Origin of the sequence: Pseudomonas arsenicoxydans (genome assembly GCF_006438915.1) — a bacterium.
GTDB classification, from domain to species: domain Bacteria; phylum Pseudomonadota; class Gammaproteobacteria; order Pseudomonadales; family Pseudomonadaceae; genus Aquipseudomonas; species Aquipseudomonas arsenicoxydans_A.
Window position 1 is genome coordinate 1 of sequence record NZ_RCZE01000009.1, and the last position, 17,912, is coordinate 17,912.

A 17,912-nucleotide genomic window follows, 5' to 3' on the forward strand; every position below is an offset into this window, starting at 1 on the left:
GATCGACAACAACGCTGCCGAACGTGCGATCAGGCCCTTCGTCATCGGAAGAAAGAACTGGTTGTTTAGCGACACACCCAAAGGCGCGACGGCCAGTGCTCAACTTTACAGCCTGGTCGAGACTGCCAAAGCCAACGACCAAGAGCCCTATGCGTGGCTGCGCCACGCATTAGAACGGCTGCCACTGGCGACCTCGGTTGAAGATTACGAAGCGCTGTTGCCGTGGAACTGCTCGCCGGCATCGCCTAGCTAAGCGCGTTACCCATCTTGAAGTCGGTGGGGTTTATGGAGCGCTTACTCTTCACCGAAGTCACTAGGCCAGATCGAGATGACGCAAAGCGCACCGCATTTCATTCATTTGTACTGCGTCCGGCACCGTGCCAAGGGGCGAAAACATCAGCGCGTCACAGGCTCAATCGCCAAAAATAAACTCAGTAGACAATCGGCCAATCGTGAACGAGAGCCTTGGTTGTTGGCCAGCAATCTACCGGAGGATCAGTGGAATCCATCGAAAATCTTGGCCATTTACAAGCAACGGATGCAGATAGAAGAAGGCTTCCGGGATGTGAAAAGCGAACACTTCGGTGTTGGCGTAACTCGCCATCGAAGTCACTGCCCGCGCCGAATTGAAGTGCTCTTACTGATTGCGGCTTTGGCCAACTACATCATCTGTTTGACCGGACTACAGGCCCGTGAAGCAGGTCATGAACAACGCTTTCAAAGTAATAGCCTTAAACATCGGCGGGTGTTGTCGCTATGGCGGCTAGGGCTGGAATACTGGCGTAGCGGACGCGGTTCAAAGTCTCGAAGAACCTTGGAGAGACTTGAGCACGCGTTGAGAAACGAGGTGCATCAGCAAGCACAGGCGCTAACGTAGATTTGTGGGGATCTCTCAGAATCCGTCCCCTTTTTTTGTCATTTTTTTTGTTCCTAAATAGCGTCGGAGTCCTTGTCGTTCAGGTACACCGAGGGGCCGCAAAGTAAAGGAGATTTTGTTGTGAACTCAATCATTGAGTTTTGGTTTGATGCTTGGATTGTGAATATTTTTTCTTTTTTTGTAATTGTTATATTTAGTTTATCTGTTGTAGGTATGTTTTTTATCAGAACGTTTTTGATATCGCCACAGTTTAATCCGATTCGACATGTATTGACGTGAGTCTTTTTCCATTTTGCTGGAGGTGCGTCAGGGAGTTCCTCTATATCAAACTCCATTATTATCGTTGGCCTGCTGTTATCAATATTTAAAGCGAAAAGGTCAATGGTGCCGATCGCTATGGGTGTCGTGAAAATCTGGTTAAAAAAAGTGCTGCCGTCAATATCGTTCCAAAATTTCATAATTACTCCTTGAAGTAGAAGTGATCTTTTGCACCTGGGATTTTACCCTTTTTAGTTTATCCGTATTGTCGTAGATAAATGACGAAAATTGGGCAAATTTATTTTCTTTCGTTGAGAATGAATCCGTCCCCTTTGTTCCCTTTGTTTTCTTTCTGTTAGGACTGGAGTTAGGAGCGGCTGGGTACTTTTAAATCGCATTTTCTACCAAAAGTCAATTCTTGCGCAATCGAATTCGATTAAATTTCCAGCTCTTATCCCTCCAGGTAAATAGTCCTCGATGGTGAGATTTATTCTCCCGACCGAAATTAATTGTTCCGAAATATCTACCACTCTAGCGATGACTTTACTTGACAGTCCTGTCCCTTCGGTACCCCAAATTCCTAAGGCCGTATCGCCCTCGCAGAGCATCGCTTTTTTAATTGAAAAAACATGCAGCGGTTCATTAATTGTGTCTCCAATATTTGCATTGCATGGTTGGGAGAAAGCGATGCAGGTAAATTGCCCGTCGCTTATTTCAACCTCTGCCTCTTCGGCAGCTTCGGATATCCACTTGATATTTTTTACAATCATATTCGTCACTTTGTTGGCGTTGAAAATAAATCCGTCCCTTTTGTTATGGCGGTGTTATACATTTTTCCGGAATAATAAAGGGGCGAATAATATCAGGGGATAGATTTATTTTTTGTCGCTAAAAATAAATTTTCCCCTTTTGAGTCTTTTTTGTTCGCCTTGTTTTGGTGAGTTAAAGTGGATAGTCACAACGCCATGGAGGTGTGAATAACTCTGGATTTATCTGGTATTTTTTTCAAATGGTTATTTATTTCTTCTTCTGAATTCATCTCTTCAAGATTTTCTATGTTTATATCGCGGTCATCTATGCCGTCGCTGGTTTTAAGAGTTTCAATAGGTACTGAAAATATTATAGTTACGTAGCGAGAATTTTTTGCATTGTTTATAAAGTCGTGGTATTGGAAATCGGTCGGTAGAAATTCATATTTGTAAATTGCATATATCGCGGCCCATTTACGCGACAGTGGGTCTTCAGAGTTCAACTCTTGGGCAATTGAGTCGTAGCTTTTGCCGTCAAGACCGTACCAAACGCTTCGCGGGATTGTCTTTTGCTCGTTCATTTTTGCCCCTCAAATTGATTTGGCCTAAATGAAAAGGGGACATGAAAAGGGGACGGATTTATTTTTTTGCGTGAAAATAAATCCGTCCCATTTTTTTTCTACAAATGTGTTTGGTCAGTATATTCGAAGTGCTTCACCTTTTATGTTTTAGAATTTTCCGCTTTTTTCAGCAGGTTTGTTAGCTCTGGGTAGGAGTCAAGCTCTTCCACTGACATACTTTCGATAATGTGTTTTATTTTTTTTGCGAGTGCTTGTTCAATTGATGCCTCTGTCCAGTCTAGTTCTGAGGCGGCAGCTATAATTACTTCTTTATGTTGTGAGTCAAGGAGAGTTTTAAGTATTTCGATAGCTGAAGCAGAACGTTGCTCGCCTAAAGCCGCCGCGCTGCGTTCCTGCCAATATTCAGCTTTAGAGAGTATGGAGTTATTAAGTCTTTGCCAGTCCTCGGTACTGAATTTTTCTAGAACTCCTTTAGCTACCTGCTCAGCAGTATATTCGTTCCACGTTGAATTTTCGTCGGGGCCAAGCCAATAGTTAAGTTCGTCAAATTCTTTGCTTTTCATATTTGGTTACTCGAAATCAGATTGGAGGTAACATCGGGCCGTCCCCAGCAGGGAATGAGGAAGTCAGCTTTCCGTTGTCTTTTAGAACTTGCCACTGGACACCATCAACTGTTTTGGTATGTAAGGTCGTAATCACGCCATCGACCTCTCGCATGAAAACCCCTGGTGTTGCAGCTACTTCATCGGTCACCGTTAATATTTTATCGTTGCTCCAGCTTTTTGGTGCCAGCGTATGCTTTCCGCCCTTTTTGGCTGACATGCCGATGGTTCCGTCCTTCCGCTCGAGAATCATTTTAAAATCTTCGACTTTTATTGTTCCATCCGGGTTTGTCTGAAGTACAGTCATCTGATGGTCCGGGGATGTCAAAACATCGGACGAGTGCCCGCCGATTGGTTTGTTACTACCGGGGCTTCGCGTGCCGAACAGAATTTTGTTCTGCATTTGTTTAGGCAGAGGCCCAGTGTAGGGACCGTGAGGAGCGGGTGGTGGTGGTTGGCCTTCATCAACGTGCGCATTCGTCGCATCATCCGGGTTTTTATTTGAAGATTCGTTTTTCGCACCAGGACATTCCCCTGTTAGACCCAACGGATCCACCCACCCCGTAGGGTTAGGCACGTACTGGTAGTTATTCAACCCACCCGCAAGCTTGATCGGATCCGGCGTCAGAAACCGCCCGGTCCCCGGATTGTAGTAGCGATGCCGGTTGTAGTGTAAGCCCGTCTCTGCATCGAAGTACTGTCCCTGAAACCGCAACGGGTTGTCGATTTCGGCAACATCGAGTGCGGCGAGATTGCCATAAGCGCGGTACTTGGCAGACCACATGATCTCGCCGCTGTAGTCGGTGAGCTCTTGCGGCGTCCCCAGATGGTCGAGCTGATAGTAAAACGGCGTCGCCTTCAGCGGGCCTTCACCATCCAGCATTGCCAGCGGGCGGAAGCTGCCGGGTTCATAGATGTAGGTGCGATACCGGTTATCTGCACTTTCAGCGATCAGGCGTTCGCCTTGCCAAAGAAATTCGGTGGTGCTGCCATCGACGGTTTTTTCGATGCGGCGGCCGAAGGCGTCGTACTTATAGGACGCGACGCTACCCCCCGGCAGGCTAGCCCCAATCAAGCGATGCTGGCAGTCGTAACGGTATTCAGTGACGAGTTTTTGCCCGGTGCCGCGACGTTCGCGGGTCAGGTTGCCGTAGGCGTCGTAGTCGTAGTGGCGGTCGCCCTGCATCAGCAGGCGGTTGCCTTTGACGTTGGCCAGGTTCGCAGTGGGTTGGTCGCCTTGCCCCAGCAAGTTGCCCGCAGGGTCGTGGGCGAAGCTTTCCGGGGTGTTGCCACGGACGTTGATCAGACGGTCGAGCGGGTCGTAGTGGTAGCTGCGATTGCCTTTGCGACTGTCGTCGATGCCGGCAAGGTTGCCGTTGGCGTCGTAGGCGTAGCGACGGTGGAACAGGTTTCTATCTTTTTGGCTGACGCTGTGGGCTTGCAGACGTCCTTGCTCGTCGTACTGATACTGACTGAGCAGCAGACCCTGTTGGCGTTTTTGCTCTAGTCCGGCGTTGAACTGGTGGGTGGTCAGGCGCGAGCCGTTGAGGTCGATGCTGCTTAGTTGGCCGCCGCGCTGGTGGTTGTAATCGAGCTTGCTGCCATCCGGGAGGCGGCAGTGTTTCAGTTGGCCGACGCTGTCGTACTGGTAGCGCAGGGTGCCCCAGCCTTGGTGTTCGGTGATTAGGCGGTCTTGTAGATCGTATTCGTATGCCAGCGGCCAGTGGCCGTCGTCCACGTTTACCAGACGGCCAAGGGCGTCATAGCTGTAATGGATCTCCTCGCCATCGGCCAGGGTTTTGACCAGTAAGCGGCCAGCAGCGTCGCGCTGATATTCAGTGACAAGTTCACTGCCATCGTCGCCGAACTCGGTTTTCTTCAGCAATTGGCCGTTGAGGTCGTATTCATAGGCGGTGCGGCGCCCGTCGAATCCGGTTTCCTGCTGGATCAGGCCGTTGGCGTAGTAATCGAGGTGGTAGTGCTCGCCACGTTCATTCTCGATCTCGGTCAGCAGCAATCTCGAGTTGTCGTAGCGATAACGCAACTGGCTGCCATCCGGATTGATCCGGCGGCTGACCAGGTGCAAACCATCGGCATATTCGTAACGCGTCACACGGCCTAGCTCATCGCGCTCTGCGGTGACGCGGCCGTACGGGTTGTAAGTGAACGCACGGCTGGCGCCGCCGGGCAGGGTGACTTGCGTCAGGCGGCTGGCTGCATCCCATTGGTAGTGGGTGATCGCACCGTTTTCTTCCTGACGAGTAATCTGCCGACCCAGTGCGTCATAGCGGTATTTGCGCTGGCCGCCGTCGGGCAACCGTTCTTCCAACAATTGACCGAGGTTGTTCCACCCCAGTTGATGGCGGCTGCCGTCAGGATAACGAATCTCCAACAGGCGACCTTGACGGTCGTAGCTGTAGTGAGTTTCGTTACCGTGGGGGTCGGTTTGCTGGGTGATGTCGCCTTGACGGTTGCGCTCGTACTTCCAGCGTGCTCTGCCGCGTTGCACATCGATGAGTTGGCCATCGTAGTAGTTGTAGCGAGTCGGTTCATCTTCTGGAGGAACAACAGCAATCAAACGCCCGGCGTCGTTGTATTGGTATTCGGTGACGGCTCCCAGCGCGTCTTTTTCAGCGATCAGGCGACCTTCGTCGTTGTAAGCTCTTTGCGTTTCAGCCCCGTCAGGCGCGGTCTCGCTGATAAGTCGCGCATTTTCGTCATGCACGTAAACCTGTTCGCTGCCATCTGCATTGAGCACGGTCACCGTGCCCTTGTCGTCCCACATATAACGCGCTTCAAGTTGGGAATAACTGGCCCAGTGGCGGATGCAGCGCGCCAATTTGCCTTCGCGTTCCCATTCCCAGTAGAAGCTGGCGCCACCCGCCAATTGACGTTCGAGAATGACGTGTTGATCGTTGTAGCGATAGTGCTCGCGCTCACCGGCAGCGTTGGTGGCACTGACGAGTTGATTGCGCTCGTTGTAGTGATAGGTGACCAGGTTTTGCACGGTTTGCCATGGATCCTGGCGCCCACCGCGATCATCGTACTCGGCACGTTGCTGCTGGTAGTCGACTGCCGAGATATGGCGATCGTCATAGCGCAGTAATAAGGCACGGCCAGCGCCGTTGTCGATGCGCTGAATGCGCCCAACCAGGTCATAGCTGATGTGCAACTGGTTTTCGTAGGCATCACTGATGGTGTTCAGACGCCCGGCACGGAAATGGTAAAACCGCGTTTTCGGGCCGGCTTGAGTCAGGATCAGTTCACCTGGGGCGTCACCAAGATAAATCGCCGCTTCAGCCAGGCTGTTGGTGATCGCCGGACGTTGTTCGGTTGGCATCGGGAAGCGGGTCTGACGGTTTTCATTGTCAGTCCACAGCACGCCTTCATCGTCCAGGTTCAGGCGATGGGACAGTGAATGGCTCCAGCCATAGCCGAGACGACTGTCGATTTCGACCGCACTGCTGCGATAAAGACGCGTCCATTCCAGCGGCAAGAGACCACCGAGTTCACCATCGGTGAGCGTCAGCAATTCCTCACCGGTTACCATCGACACAGGGTCGCGGTCGGTACATGTTTTTGTTGTGCATTGTGCGGGTTTGTCAGCGGGGGTTTTCGATTGGTCGGGAGCGTTGTCGACAGGCTCTTTTTGTTCGATGCGTGTGGTGTTGTCTTTCTTTCCGCGTGCATGGATCTGCGCGTCGGTCTCCACTTTGCCGCCTGTAACCTTTGGCTTTTTCTTCGGCGCTGTGGCCGTGGTTGCGGGTTTGGGGGCAGCAATTTCGACGCTTGCTTTGCGTGCCTGATTGACCGCTGAATTGCCGTTGAGCAGTAATGGCCTGGCGGCTTCCGTGTGGACCGCAGCGTTCTTGCCGCTGGTTTTCATCAGCATGCCGGTGAAGTCTTCGATCAGTTTCAGCACCTTGCCACTGTTTTGCGTGGCTTTCAGCGCCTTGGTGCCGACACGTACTGCCAAGCCGAGACCACCGGTCATTACAACGCCGACCAGAATGTTCAGCAGGACTTCGGTGGTCAGTTGAGACAGCACTTCCGTGCAGGTCTGCGGAGGCAGCATTTTGACCCACGCCACGATTGCGGCCATGTAGATCCACATCAATGGCTCGTCACTGGCGATCAACAGGGCGGTATGAATCGCTTCCGCCGAGGCGTTGTAGATGCGCTTGATTTCTTCCTCGGTGAAGAATTTCTTGAGCTTTTCATAATTCTCTCGAGGATGCGCAACCAGGTCGTAGAGGCTTTTGATATCGCCCCACAAACCCATGATCGCTTTCATAAAGCCTTTCCACTCGGCTTCCAGGTCTTGCATGACACGGCCAGCCATGGACGCGTTGTTATGTTCCTGCCACAACGGCAAAAAGTCGGTGGTCCACTGGGTTTGTAGCCAGCCACTCAGATCGCCAATAACGCCTTGATAGGAGTTGAACAGCGTGTCGATTTGCGCTGGGGTGGGGTTAGGGAAGAAGGTAATTTTGTATTGTTGGTTCGGTGTGAGGCCCGCGACTTCAAGAATTCCGTCAGGACCAATCGTTGCGTTGATCGCCTGACCGATTTCATTTTTACCGTACATCTTGCCGTCGGCTACAGGCGCCAATCGAACCGGTGTATTACCGATAGGGACAAACCGCGCAGACTCGAAACTGTGCACCAGTTTGAGCTTGCCATTGGCTGGGCAGTTTGCGTAAAGGTCGACTTGCTCTTTGCTGTCTTTGTCCTGCGTACCGACTTCGTCACCGACCTGAAATTGTTGTTCCGCATCCAGGGCACCGCCATACCAGGCTTCGGCATGGCTGCGGTAGTCAGCAATACACTTCTTGAAATCACTGATGATGACCTGAGCGTCGGGTTGTTTTGCTGTGAGGTTCCCCACAATGGAGCCCATCAAAATGCTCATACGGTCACCTCATTTTCCAAGTAGGACTTCAGTAGCCCTGTGTAGTTTTCTTCCGTGAGTGGGGTGCGTTTTACAAAGCGCGCCACTTTTTGCTGCAAGTTGGATTCAGGGACCGAGAAATACAGCTCGGCGTGATCCTCCTTCAGCCACTGCATCATGTTGCCGACCACGGTGGACGGGTTTTTAGTCGTCAGGCCATCGAGCAGTTTTTTAGGCACCTCCCACCAAGGCCAATCCTTCGCCTTCTGCACCGCCCTTGGCCCAATCTCCAGCCGCTTCCCATTAATCAGATACCGATCAAACACTGGCAGCACTTCCCCAGCCGCATCATCGAGTCCTTCCAGAATCGGAAAAATATGCCGCCCATCCCAGAACCGGAAAAACACCTCAGTCCCATCAGGCATGCGCACTTGGGTCAGGCTGCGAAGGTGTTCGAACACCACCTCAGGCGTGCTGGTTGAAACGGCCAGCCAACCCCAGTCCCGCGCGTCCGTTTCGGCAATCCACGGTAGAAAACCGGAGTTGGGTTTCAGCTCGACGAGGTAGGGCATGACCTGTTGCCAGCCCGCGTAGGGAGTTCCGCCCCAGATCGGGGTGGCCTGGGTCGTCGGATCATTCTGATACAGCGTCTTGAGCGCATCGGCATCGCTGGCGGCGCTGACGATCAGATACAGGTGCTCGCCCGTTTGCAGCGGGCTCTCGGATAACCAGGCCTGTGGGGAAATGCTTTCAGATGTCACAACTGTCGTCCTTGATGAGTGAATCTAAAAACTCATATCAGCTTCAATATTTTCTTCGTAAGTCGAGAGCAGCGTTTCAACGCTTTTGTTTCCGGAGTATTTCTCCTTCAACTGCTTCAGCTGCTGATCGGTACCTTTGCAATATTTGTTTATATCGCTGATGACACGATCGAGATTCCCCGGGTCGGCAGGGTCCGGCTCTGGAATATCGCCACGCAGAGAGTCACAGTTGTCTCTACTTTTGATGTAGCTGGAGACGTCAGGGGGCACGGAGCCATCGCTTTCCGCTGCACAAGAAATCAACGGCAGATTCAGCGCAAGAAGTAACAAATAAGGCGTGATTTTACCCATTTTAATGTCCGTCATTTGACCAGTGAGGTTTGTCACTACTTCCCCCTACAAATTTGATCACGCCATAAGAAGCTCCAACAGTGTGAAGCTCACTGTTCATGCCGGTTTTGGGCGACGAGCTTATACTGACCGCCGTTCCAGAGGCATTGTTAATCGCTAGCGTGCCGGTCCAACTGATATTCATGTCTATCGCCAGTTTCTGGGTATGTCTGGAATTAAGCGCCGGGGCGACGTTAAGCCCGTTGATCCCGTAGCCACTCACCATGGCCCTCGCACCCTGCACAGAAGCTGCCTGGTCATATGCGCCAGAGGCGGAAATGTGAGCCCATTTAATTTTGATAACGTCACCCGGATAACTAGGCACTTGTTGTGGGTCGAAGCCGGTTTTGACGATTTTCCAGGACCAGTGCATCAAATAGGCTCTTTCCGGAGGGCGATACGTCGCGGAAATGTGTACAGCTCCGCCAGCAGCTTTCACTGCATCGAGGAACTTGCTCACAGCTTCACGAAATGGAGATGCAAGTGCGGACACACTAGCGCTGCCCAGGAATCTTCCCACCCATTGCGCGCCGCTAGGCTCGTCCGCTGAGACGCTAACAGCTACAGGCGTCTGATCCGCAGTCGGAGTTAGTGTCGCTTGTAGAGTCGCCATAGTAGGGGGCCTCGATAGTGGCTTTTTCGGGTTTGTTGGATGAGACTTTTTGAGTCCGTCCTTTGCTGTCGGTGACGCCGTTAACAATAAGTCCAGATTCAAGCTTGATTTGGTAAGGGGTATTCGGCTTTGGTTTGCCTGTTGCTTCGTCATTTATGACGAACACTAAATCGTGAGTGGTCTGTTCAGTATCGAGGGGAGGTTTTTCAATTTCGCACACACCGGTTTTGCATCGTGCGCACTCTTCACAAAACGGCGCATTACGCTTCAGCGTATTCACCTGCGCCGGGCTCAGTACCGCACCCGCCTTATCCGCATCAGCCTGTTTCAACACGCCGGGCATCAACGGCGCAGCCCCGGTCCCGCTACCCGGACTCCCGCCGGAGTTCATGTTGATCACCGGCCCGCTCAGGGTCACACCACTGGCATCGATCTTGATAAAGCTGCCGCCACCCTTGAGCGTCAGTTCGCTCCCCGCTTCGAGCACGACCTTCATGCCACTACTCAGGTGAATCTCCTGACCTGCTTCAATGAACTGGCCGGTGCCGATCTTGATGTGCTGATTCACGCCCACGGTCAGGTGGTCATTCGCCCGGGCTTCGACTATGCGATCGGCATAAACCGTGTGGTGTTCTTCGGCCTTGAATTCGCTGTAGCTGTTTTGCTCGACGGTGTCGTGGCGTTCGTTGCCGACGCGGATTTTCTGGTCGTGCTCGACGTTTTCGTCCCAGTCGCGCTGGGCGTGCAGGAAGATTTGTTCCTGGCCTTTTTTGTCTTCGATGCGCAGTTCGTTGAAGCCGCCGCCACCGGGGGAACTCAGGGTCTTGAAGGTACTGCGGGTCTTGTTCGCCGGCAGTGGATAGGGGACGACGTTTTCCTTGTGGTACAGGCAGCCGCTGATCAGCGGTTGATCGGGGTCGCCTTCGAGGAAGGTGACGAGGACTTCCATGCCGATGCGCGGGATGGCGATGCCGCCGTAGTGGGCGCCGGCCCAGGCGGACGAGACGCGCAGCCAGCAGCTGGTCTTGTCATCGGCCTGGCCTTCACGGTCCCAGTGGAATTGCACTTTGACGCGGCCGTACTCATCGCAATGGATTTCTTCACCTTTTGGCCCGGTGACGACGGCGCTTTGGCTGCCGAGGATTCGCGGTTTTGGGTGGTTCAGCGGTGGGCGGTTCGGCACGTCCCACGGCGTCGCCTGGAAACGGTTGCGATAGCCTTGATGGAAGTCGTCCTTCAACGCCGTGGTATTGCTGGTGACCGACTCTTCCAGCACTTGCGGCTGTTTGCCTTCATGGAGGATTTCGGTGAGCAGCCACAGGTCGTTCCATTTGGCCTTCGGGTGTTGGGTCAGGGCCAGGAAGTGGCCGCTGACCAGTATCGGCTGATCGCTTTTGCCTTCGGCGAGCTGGAAGTCGCTGCGGTGGCGTTCGAGGGCGCGTTTGGCCAGGTGCTTGCCACGTTCGCGGTCGAGGAAGCGGCCGGGGTAGTCGTAGTCTTCGAGGTCGGGCAGGGCGTCGCCACGGTTTTCGCTTTCGAGGGTGATGCGCGGTTTTTCGAAGTCGTAGTCGCGGCGGGTGGTGCGGCTGGTGCGGGTTTCCAGACGCAGGTCGAAGCGCTTGATCACCGGGTCGTTGGCGACCATGCCGGAGTCTTGCTGGTAGGCCACGGGCGGGAGTTTCGGGAACACCGTCTGGTCATCGCCGAACACCAGTTTGTGGGCCGTGGCGCTGTGCTGGAAGTGGTAATGGATACCTTCTTCCTCGCACAGGCGCTGGATGAACTGCAGGTCCGATTCATCGTATTGAACGCAGTAGAGGCGCTCGGGATAAATCGCCCCGACTTTGAATGCGTAGGCGTTGCTCTGGATGCCGTGCTCTTCAAGGACCTTGCCGATGATTTTCGGCACGCTGAGGTTCTGGAAGATGCGCTGGTTGATGCGGTGCGCCAGGTACGACAGTTGCGGACGCAGGGTCACCGCGTAGCGGGTCAGGCGTTTGCCGGAATCACCCTGGGCGGCGCGGTAGATCAGGCCATGAATGCCGCTGCCGTCCGGCGAGAGCTGCAGGAAGGCCGGTTTGTGCAGCAGGGTTTCGAGGTCCAGGGACGGCTGCTCACTGACCAGTTCCACCTCAAACACGAACGGTTGGCTGATCGCCTCCCGACCTTGCAAGGACAGCACCTGCAAATCGCTGGATAGACCTTCGATGGTCAGGGCAAAGTGAGTCTGATTGGCCGGCGCGAACATCCCTTGTTCCTCGTGCAGTGCTGCGGCGTGCGCCAATGGCCGAAAAGGCCTCGGCAGACGCAAAAATTCTGGAAGGGCGAAAACAACATCGACCAGCAGAGCTGGCCGATGCTTTAGACGGTCGGCCTGACTCAGGCGACCGGCAGGCGCCAGTCATCGGAACCCGAAGTACCGGATACTTCGTGGGTCCAGGTGATTTTGCGGTAGGTGAACTGCACTTCTTCCAGGTGCGTGAAGTGCGAGTTCGACGGGTCCTGGCAGTTGTGCATTTTGTTGTTGATGGCGACGATGATGGCGTCTTCCAGTTTGGTGGTGTAGTAGTGCTCTTGGGTGCCTTGAGCCGAAGTGCGGTACCACTGGATAACGATTTCGCTCATGCGCTCGCCGGAAGTCAGCGCGGCTTGCAGCAGTGGCGAGGACTTGTCGTAGACCTTGGTGATGACCACTGGCTTGTGAACGCGCTGACCGGTAGGTTGGCCGGATTGCGGGTCACGCGGGATGATCACGTCGTGGCTGAAAGCCTGAACCATGACCTGGTCTTCGTGGCCTTCCTGGTAGGTGTTGCCAACCGAATCGGCGGTGAACGCGCCGGCGGTGATCAGACCTTGTTTTTCGCCAGTGACGGACATGTACGCTGGTGTAGCCATGGGTGTGCTCCTTGCTAAAAATTGAGGGTGCCCGGGAGGCGTGTATCGCCCGGTGGGTGCCTGACTGTATTCAAGGTCCGTGCCAGAAACGGTTAACGTTATATAAATCAGGGTGTTGAGCCTGTTTTATAACGCAGGAAAATATTTTCGCCGCTGTACCCAGAGGAATGTGCGCAAGAACTTGCGCACCACTGCGCAACTTCTTGCGCACTCGGCTGGAGGGCCTGACAGGCTGGGCGATCAGCAGCAAGGTAGGACCTTTCTGAAGGATGAGTGCGCAACTTCTTGCGCATAACGGCCTTGCGCCACCCGTCAACGGCGCCTGACATCCGGTGCAACGAATGGGCCTGTCGTCGGGTCCATAAAAACAGCGCCATCGAGCGTCCGAACAACCCTGAAACGGAGTGAGAACGACATGAAAATCCTGATGGTTTTAACGTCCCACGATCAATTGGGTGATACAGGCAAGAAAACCGGCTTCTGGCTGGAAGAATTCGCCGCTCCGTATTTCGCTTTCAAGGACGCCGGTGCACAACTGACCCTGGCCTCGCCCAAGGGTGGTCAACCGCCGCTGGACCCGAAAAGTGACGAGCCGGATGCGCAAACCGAGGCGACAGATCGGTTTAACAAGGACCCGTCCGCTAAATCCGCATTGGCCTCTACCGCGTTGCTGAACAGCGTGCGAGCCGAAGATTACGACGCGGTTTTCTATCCCGGTGGCCATGGGCCGCTGTGGGATCTGGCCGAAGACAAGCAATCCATTGCGCTGATCGAAGCGTTTATCAAGGCCGGTAAACCGGTCGCAGCGGTTTGCCATGCACCGGGCGTGTTGCGTCACGTCAAAGGTGCGGACGGCCAGCCATTGGTCAAAGGCAAGCGTGTTACGGGGTTTACCAACTCGGAGGAAGAAGCGGTGCAACTGACGAAGGTAGTGCCGTTTCTGGTGGAAGACATGCTGAAGGAGAAGGGCGGGATTTATTCCAAGGGCGATGACTGGGCGAGCTATGTAGTTGAGGACGGGTTGCTGATCACCGGACAGAACCCTGCGTCTTCGCAGGCTGGCGCCGAAGCATTGTTGGCGAAGCTCCGCTAAACCTGAAAGTTCAGCGGATCGAAGATTTGTGGCGAGCGAGCTTGCTCCGGGCGGCGTTCCGACGTTGGGCTGCGAAGCGGCCCCAAAAATCTGCGTAGTAAAGGAGATTTTGTGAGTGCCGCGCACTCAAGCGGGAGCAAGCTTCCTCGCCACACGTTTGGTTTCAGATCGCATGGCCCAACGTGGCATAGCATTCTTCAACCGAACGCCGCTGTGTCTCGGCATACAACCCCAACTCATCAATCGTCAATCGCCCCAGCGCCTGCTCGAACGCCTGCTGATTCGAATGCACGCCATAGTGGGTTTGCGCCGTGTCCCCCAGGTTCGACTGGAATATCCCCGCCGCACTCACCGGCAGGAAGTCCTCATACACCAGCGGTTCAACCCGCAGATACCCGCCGTCGAGCAAGTCTTCCAGCGACAACGATTCCAGCGCATCCGCCGCCAGGCCTTTTTCCGTCACGAAGTAGCGAAAGTACGCCAGTTCCTGTCGGCGCATGCCTTCGTAGGTGTCAGGGAATTCGCCAAAGTGCTGCGTCATCAGCGCGATGTAGCGGGCGGCATTGGCTTCATTGGGGAAGTCTTTCAACTCGTCCCGAGCGGCGTTGAGTAAACGGTCGTACAACGCTCGTCCCTTGGGTGTCAGCGCGGCTCCACGCTGCTCGATTTCGCCGAAGCGCGCGCTGTGGCTGCTACGGGTTTCGTCTTGGTCGGTGAATGCAACCGGTTCGTCCAGCGCCTTGAAACTGGTCTGACGCAGCAGAATCGGGCACTGGCGGCGGGGTGGGCCTTCGATCACCGCTTTAAGGGTGATGCCATGGGCCGGCATTTGCGCCTGGACGATGTCGATGTCCAGCGTACGCGGGGTCAGGTGGTTGATGTGCGGGCCTTTGAAGGCCACGACGTCGGCGATCAAGCGATGCTGAGCGCTGAGTTTCTGGTATTGCTCGGCGGTAACCGTGGCGCTGTGGTGCCAGCGGAAGGTTTCCAGCGCCTGTTCGACGAACTGCTGTGCTTCTTGCTCAGTAAGGCCACCTTCGGTTTCCGCACGTTCGATCAGGCTCAGCGCTGCCGGGGTAAAGATCTGGCGCTTGTCCAGCACCGACTGGGCGAAGGTGCGCAGTTCCAGGTCTTCGATCAGTTCCAGGCGCAACAGCGAGGTGAATACGCGGAAGGGGCTGACCTGTAACGCGTCTTCGTGCACCGCGCGAAACGCTGTTGAGTGCACCGGCACACCGGCCGGGGTCAGGTCGTAGTAACCCACTGGTTGCATGCCCATCACCGCGAACAAACGGGCGAGGGTGGCCAGTTCTGCGGCGGTGCCGACGCGGATGGCACCGTGGCGCTCCAGGTCCAGGCGTTCGATTTCACCGGTGCTGTTCAACTGGCGGGCGATCTGCGGGTCGTTGTCCAGCACGTATTGGTTGGTCTGCTCAACCAGTTCCATGAGCGCGCCGTACAACGGCACTTCTTCGCGGTACATGTCGGACATCGCTTTGGAGAAGCGTTGACGGATCAGGTCAGGACTGACGAAGGGTGACTGGCTCATGAAAGAATTTCCCGGCGCGGTAACGTAAAGGATGTGCGAAAAGATCGCAGCCTTCAGCGGCGCCGACAAACGAAGAATCTTACGGACTTCATTCTCCCCAGGACTGCTTACACACCCGCCGCTATAGGCGCTATAAATGAGAACGGCTTTCCGTGCGCAGCGACCCCAGGAACTCGCGATATAGCCGTGCTGTATTGGCCGGCTGTTCGACCATCGGCATGTGCCCGATGTGGTCCCAGATATGCACCCGCAGATCGACAATACCTTTACTCCAGACGGCCACGCTGCTGACGTCGATCAAACGGTCCTTGTGCCCCCACAGCAACAGTGCCGGGCACTTGATGTCGGCCAGTTTGGGTTCCATCGGCGGGCTGGCGCGGAAGTCGTTGAAGATCTCTTCCAGCTCATCGCGGCTTTGTTCATAGCGCTGGGCAACGGCGTCCAGCACCACGCCGGGCACCCACGGCGGTTCGGCCATGGTCATGGCGTAGAAGCGCCGAAACTCTTCGCGCGAGTGAATCAGAAACGGGTTGTGCCCCTTGGCCAGATGCCGCTCCAGATCACTGGCCTCGGGCGCAGTGACCCCGGCCGGGTCGATCAGCGCCACAGAGGCGATCCTGTCCGGGTAGGTGGCCGCCAGCCACGCCGCGATGTAGCCGCCCATGGAGTTGCCGATCACATGCACCTTCTCGACCCCGCAGACGTCGAGCAGCTGGATCATCCGCTTGGCTTGCAATGGAATGTCATAGCCGCCACCGGCCTTGAAGCCGGTTTCGCCATGGCCGGCAATGTCCGGAATGATCACCCGATGCGTGCCGACAAAATGCCGGGCGAAGCGCAGCCACAGGTTCTTGTCGGCGCTATAGCCGTGCAGCATCAACACACTGCTGGACGCTTCATACGGCCCGCCTTGCCAGGTCGAGACGGTCATTTCGCTGATCGGCACGACGATCTTGTGCAGCCGATACAGCTTGGCCTCGATTGCCATGTTCCAGTCGTACAGCCAATAACCGATGGCCGGGTAGCTCAACCAGCTCCAGGCCACGATAACCGCGAGAATGACGACCAATAGCAGCATCGGATGACTTCCTTAAACGTAATCAGGACAAGATGTGGTCGGCGGGTTTCAAGGCCCGGGTCAATCGGTAATAGCTGAAACTAAACCCCGGAAACATGGCGATCACATGACCGCTCTTGCTTTGATACCAGCTGTGACAGCCTCCAGACTTCCAAACGGTGCGCTCCATTTCCCTGTGGATCATTTCAGTGTAGGTACGTTCCGCTTCGGGGCGTACTTCAATGCTGCGTAAACCCTGTGCTTTTAACGTACGGATGCAGTCGAGGATGTAATTCATCTGCGATTCGATGATAAACAGCGCCGATGTGTGGCCAATGCCGGTGTTGGGGCCGGTGACGATAAACAGGTTAGGGAAGTCCGGCAGACTGGTGCCCAGGTAGGCCCGCGGGTATTGCGCCCAGACGTCCTTGAGTCGGGTGCCGTGTTTGCCGGTGACGGGGTAGGAAATCACCCCGTCAGTGGCGTCGTAACCGGTGGACCAGACGATCAGGTCGAGGTCGATGTGCTGGCCGTCCTGAGTGACGATGCCGGTTTCATCGATGGAAGCGATGCCCTGTTCGCGACTGTGCAACGTCACGTTGGGGCGGCTCAGCGCCGGGTAATAGGTGCTGGAGACCAGCACGCGTTTGCAGCCGATGGTGAAGTCCGGTGTCAGTTTTCGGCGCAATTCGGGGTCCGGCACCTGGCGCTTGAGGAAGCGCAGGGCCTGTTGCTGAACCAGGCGAATCGCCGGTTTCGAGTATTTGAAGGCAATCACCCGGGTTTCGAATTGCCAGTAGATCATCCAGCGCAGCAGTTTGTAGGCCGGTTTCAGACCCAGCAGCCAACGCTGGAAAGGGCCAAACGCGCGGTCGGCCCTTGGCAACACCCAGTGCGGGGTGCGTTGAAACACATGCAGGTGCTCGACGTTCGGGGCAATCGCCGGGATGACCTGCGCGGCACTGGCGCCGCTGCCGACGATGGCCACGCGTTTTTCCCGGTAATCGTAGGAATGGTCCCAGTTGTTGGTGTGAAAGGTCTTGCCCTGAAAGCGGTCCACACCTTCGAAATGCGGGACGACCGGTTGGCTCAATGGCCCCGTCGCATTAATCAGGAACTGTGCGTAAAACGTGCCTTTGCTGCCGGTGTGCACTGCCCAGCGTTTGTTGGCGTCATCCCATTCGATGCGTTTGACATTGGCCTCCAGTTCCACCTTGTCGCGCAGGCCGAAGTGTTCCACCACGTACTGGGTGTAGTGGTGCAGTTCCGCCTGTTCGGCGAACATTTGCGTCCAGCGATAGGGCGCAAAGGACAGCGAATAAAGGGGCGAAGGTACATCCACCGCCGCGCCGGGGTAGGTGTTCTGGCACCAGGTGCCGCCAAAAAAGTCCCGCCGTTCCAACAGGCGAAATTCGTCGATGCCAGCCTTGAGCAAATTGATCGCCGCACACTGACCGCCAAAACCGCTGCCGATGATCAACACTTGAAAGGTCTGCATGGGCCTCCTTTTTTATGGTTATTGATGGAACCCGCCCTTCATGTATAGCCAAACATTGGGGACTCGCCTCGCGACAATACTCCAGTATTCAGACCGCT

General features: G+C 55.1%; 15 protein-coding genes and 1 pseudogene. 3 read left to right on the plus strand and 13 right to left on the minus strand.

The genetic code is table 11. The features are described from left to right. Together EAH78_RS18905 and EAH78_RS18910 are read left to right on the plus strand one after the other, a co-directional pair. The coding region (locus tag EAH78_RS18905) for a transposase domain-containing protein (RefSeq protein WP_140667246.1) at positions 1 to 253 on the plus strand (253 nt) is incomplete at its 5' end. 39 nt (positions 254 to 292) lie between these two features. After that, positions 293 to 877, plus strand: a pseudogene (locus EAH78_RS18910) (IS4 family transposase); the annotation flags it as partial. Positions 878 to 930: 53 nt separating this feature from the next. On the opposite strand, the gene EAH78_RS18915 reads toward EAH78_RS18910, so the two are convergent. The 10 genes from EAH78_RS18915 to EAH78_RS18960 all read right to left on the minus strand — a co-directional run bounded on the left by EAH78_RS18915 (position 931) and on the right by EAH78_RS18960 (position 12,617). Next, complete coding sequence (locus tag EAH78_RS18915; protein ID WP_140668871.1) at positions 931 to 1,335, minus strand: Imm50 family immunity protein; 405 nt, start codon at positions 1,333 to 1,335, stop codon at positions 931 to 933. Positions 1,336 to 1,536: 201 nt separating this feature from the next. Continuing rightward, entirely contained in the window at positions 1,537 to 1,905 is a 369-nt protein-coding gene (locus EAH78_RS18920) for a hypothetical protein (protein ID WP_140668872.1), read from the minus strand. A 185-nt stretch (positions 1,906 to 2,090) separates the two neighbouring features. Next, positions 2,091 to 2,465 carry a hypothetical protein gene (locus EAH78_RS18925; protein WP_240051904.1) on the minus strand — a complete coding sequence of 125 codons (375 nt, stop codon included), beginning with the start codon at positions 2,463 to 2,465 and terminating at the stop codon, positions 2,091 to 2,093. A gap of 140 nt (positions 2,466 to 2,605) precedes the next feature. After that, the gene (locus EAH78_RS18930) at positions 2,606 to 3,028 is read right to left on the minus strand and encodes a HEAT repeat domain-containing protein (protein WP_140668873.1); all 423 of its coding nucleotides are present in this window, start codon (positions 3,026 to 3,028) and stop codon (positions 2,606 to 2,608) included. Positions 3,029 to 3,044: 16 nt separating this feature from the next. Then, positions 3,045 to 7,979 carry an RHS repeat-associated core domain-containing protein gene (locus EAH78_RS18935; protein WP_140668874.1) on the minus strand — a complete coding sequence of 1,645 codons (4,935 nt, stop codon included), beginning with the start codon at positions 7,977 to 7,979 and terminating at the stop codon, positions 3,045 to 3,047. Next, on the minus strand, positions 7,976 to 8,719 hold the full coding sequence (locus tag EAH78_RS18940) for a DUF4123 domain-containing protein (RefSeq protein WP_140668875.1): 744 nt from the start codon (positions 8,717 to 8,719) through the stop codon (positions 7,976 to 7,978). Before EAH78_RS18940 ends, EAH78_RS18935 begins: the two co-directional genes overlap by 4 nt. 24 nt (positions 8,720 to 8,743) lie before the next feature. Then, the gene (locus EAH78_RS18945) at positions 8,744 to 9,070 is read right to left on the minus strand and encodes a hypothetical protein (RefSeq protein ID WP_140668876.1); all 327 of its coding nucleotides are present in this window, start codon (positions 9,068 to 9,070) and stop codon (positions 8,744 to 8,746) included. A 1-nt stretch (position 9,071) separates the two neighbouring features. Continuing rightward, on the minus strand, positions 9,072 to 9,482 hold the full coding sequence (locus tag EAH78_RS18950) for a hypothetical protein (protein WP_140668877.1): 411 nt from the start codon (positions 9,480 to 9,482) through the stop codon (positions 9,072 to 9,074). Between the two features lie 181 nt (positions 9,483 to 9,663). After that, a complete protein-coding gene (tssI, locus tag EAH78_RS18955) occupies positions 9,664 to 11,970 on the minus strand; it encodes a type VI secretion system tip protein TssI/VgrG (RefSeq protein WP_140668878.1) in 2,307 nt (768 codons plus the stop codon). 131 nt (positions 11,971 to 12,101) lie between these two features. Beyond that, positions 12,102 to 12,617, minus strand: a complete 516-nt coding sequence (locus EAH78_RS18960) for an Hcp family type VI secretion system effector (RefSeq protein WP_007948242.1) — start codon at positions 12,615 to 12,617, stop codon at positions 12,102 to 12,104. 415 nt (positions 12,618 to 13,032) lie between these two features. Between EAH78_RS18960 and EAH78_RS18965 the strand changes: the two genes are divergently transcribed. Continuing rightward, positions 13,033 to 13,710, plus strand: a complete 678-nt coding sequence (locus EAH78_RS18965; protein ID WP_140668879.1) for a type 1 glutamine amidotransferase domain-containing protein — start codon at positions 13,033 to 13,035, stop codon at positions 13,708 to 13,710. Positions 13,711 to 13,873: 163 nt separating this feature from the next. Here the strand turns inward: EAH78_RS18965 and hglS are convergent, their stop codons facing one another. From hglS to EAH78_RS18980, 3 genes are all read right to left on the minus strand, one after another. Further along, the gene (hglS, locus tag EAH78_RS18970) at positions 13,874 to 15,259 is read right to left on the minus strand and encodes a 2-oxoadipate dioxygenase/decarboxylase HglS (RefSeq protein WP_140668880.1); all 1,386 of its coding nucleotides are present in this window, start codon (positions 15,257 to 15,259) and stop codon (positions 13,874 to 13,876) included. 130 nt (positions 15,260 to 15,389) lie between these two features. Beyond that, complete coding sequence (locus EAH78_RS18975) at positions 15,390 to 16,337, minus strand: alpha/beta fold hydrolase (RefSeq protein ID WP_140668881.1); 948 nt, start codon at positions 16,335 to 16,337, stop codon at positions 15,390 to 15,392. Between the two features lie 22 nt (positions 16,338 to 16,359). Continuing rightward, positions 16,360 to 17,814: a flavin-containing monooxygenase gene (locus EAH78_RS18980; RefSeq protein ID WP_140668882.1), complete on the minus strand. Its 1,455-nt coding sequence runs from the start codon at positions 17,812 to 17,814 to the stop codon at positions 16,360 to 16,362. Between the last annotated feature and the right edge of the window lie 98 nt (positions 17,815 to 17,912).

Excerpts from the sequence above, each read along its gene's own strand:
- hglS (WP_140668880.1), bottom strand. The coding sequence starts at position 15,259 with ATGAGCCAGTCACCCTTCGTCAGTCCTGACCTGATCCGTCAACGCTTC.
- EAH78_RS18975 (WP_140668881.1), bottom strand. The coding sequence starts at position 16,337 with ATGCTGCTATTGGTCGTCATTCTCGCGGTTATCGTGGCCTGGAGCTGG.
- EAH78_RS18935 (WP_140668874.1), bottom strand. The coding sequence starts at position 7,979 with ATGAGCATTTTGATGGGCTCCATTGTGGGGAACCTCACAGCAAAACAA.
- EAH78_RS18980 (WP_140668882.1), bottom strand. The coding sequence starts at position 17,814 with ATGCAGACCTTTCAAGTGTTGATCATCGGCAGCGGTTTTGGCGGTCAG.
- EAH78_RS18920 (WP_140668872.1), bottom strand. The coding sequence starts at position 1,905 with ATGATTGTAAAAAATATCAAGTGGATATCCGAAGCTGCCGAAGAGGCA.
- EAH78_RS18960 (WP_007948242.1), bottom strand. The coding sequence starts at position 12,617 with ATGGCTACACCAGCGTACATGTCCGTCACTGGCGAAAAACAAGGTCTG.
- EAH78_RS18945 (WP_140668876.1), bottom strand. The coding sequence starts at position 9,070 with ATGGGTAAAATCACGCCTTATTTGTTACTTCTTGCGCTGAATCTGCCG.
- EAH78_RS18925 (WP_240051904.1), bottom strand. The coding sequence starts at position 2,465 with ATGAACGAGCAAAAGACAATCCCGCGAAGCGTTTGGTACGGTCTTGAC.
- EAH78_RS18965 (WP_140668879.1), top strand. The coding sequence starts at position 13,033 with ATGAAAATCCTGATGGTTTTAACGTCCCACGATCAATTGGGTGATACA.
- EAH78_RS18930 (WP_140668873.1), bottom strand. The coding sequence starts at position 3,028 with ATGAAAAGCAAAGAATTTGACGAACTTAACTATTGGCTTGGCCCCGAC.
- tssI (WP_140668878.1), bottom strand. The coding sequence starts at position 11,970 with ATGTTCGCGCCGGCCAATCAGACTCACTTTGCCCTGACCATCGAAGGT.
- EAH78_RS18950 (WP_140668877.1), bottom strand. The coding sequence starts at position 9,482 with ATGCACTGGTCCTGGAAAATCGTCAAAACCGGCTTCGACCCACAACAA.
- EAH78_RS18915 (WP_140668871.1), bottom strand. The coding sequence starts at position 1,335 with ATGAAATTTTGGAACGATATTGACGGCAGCACTTTTTTTAACCAGATT.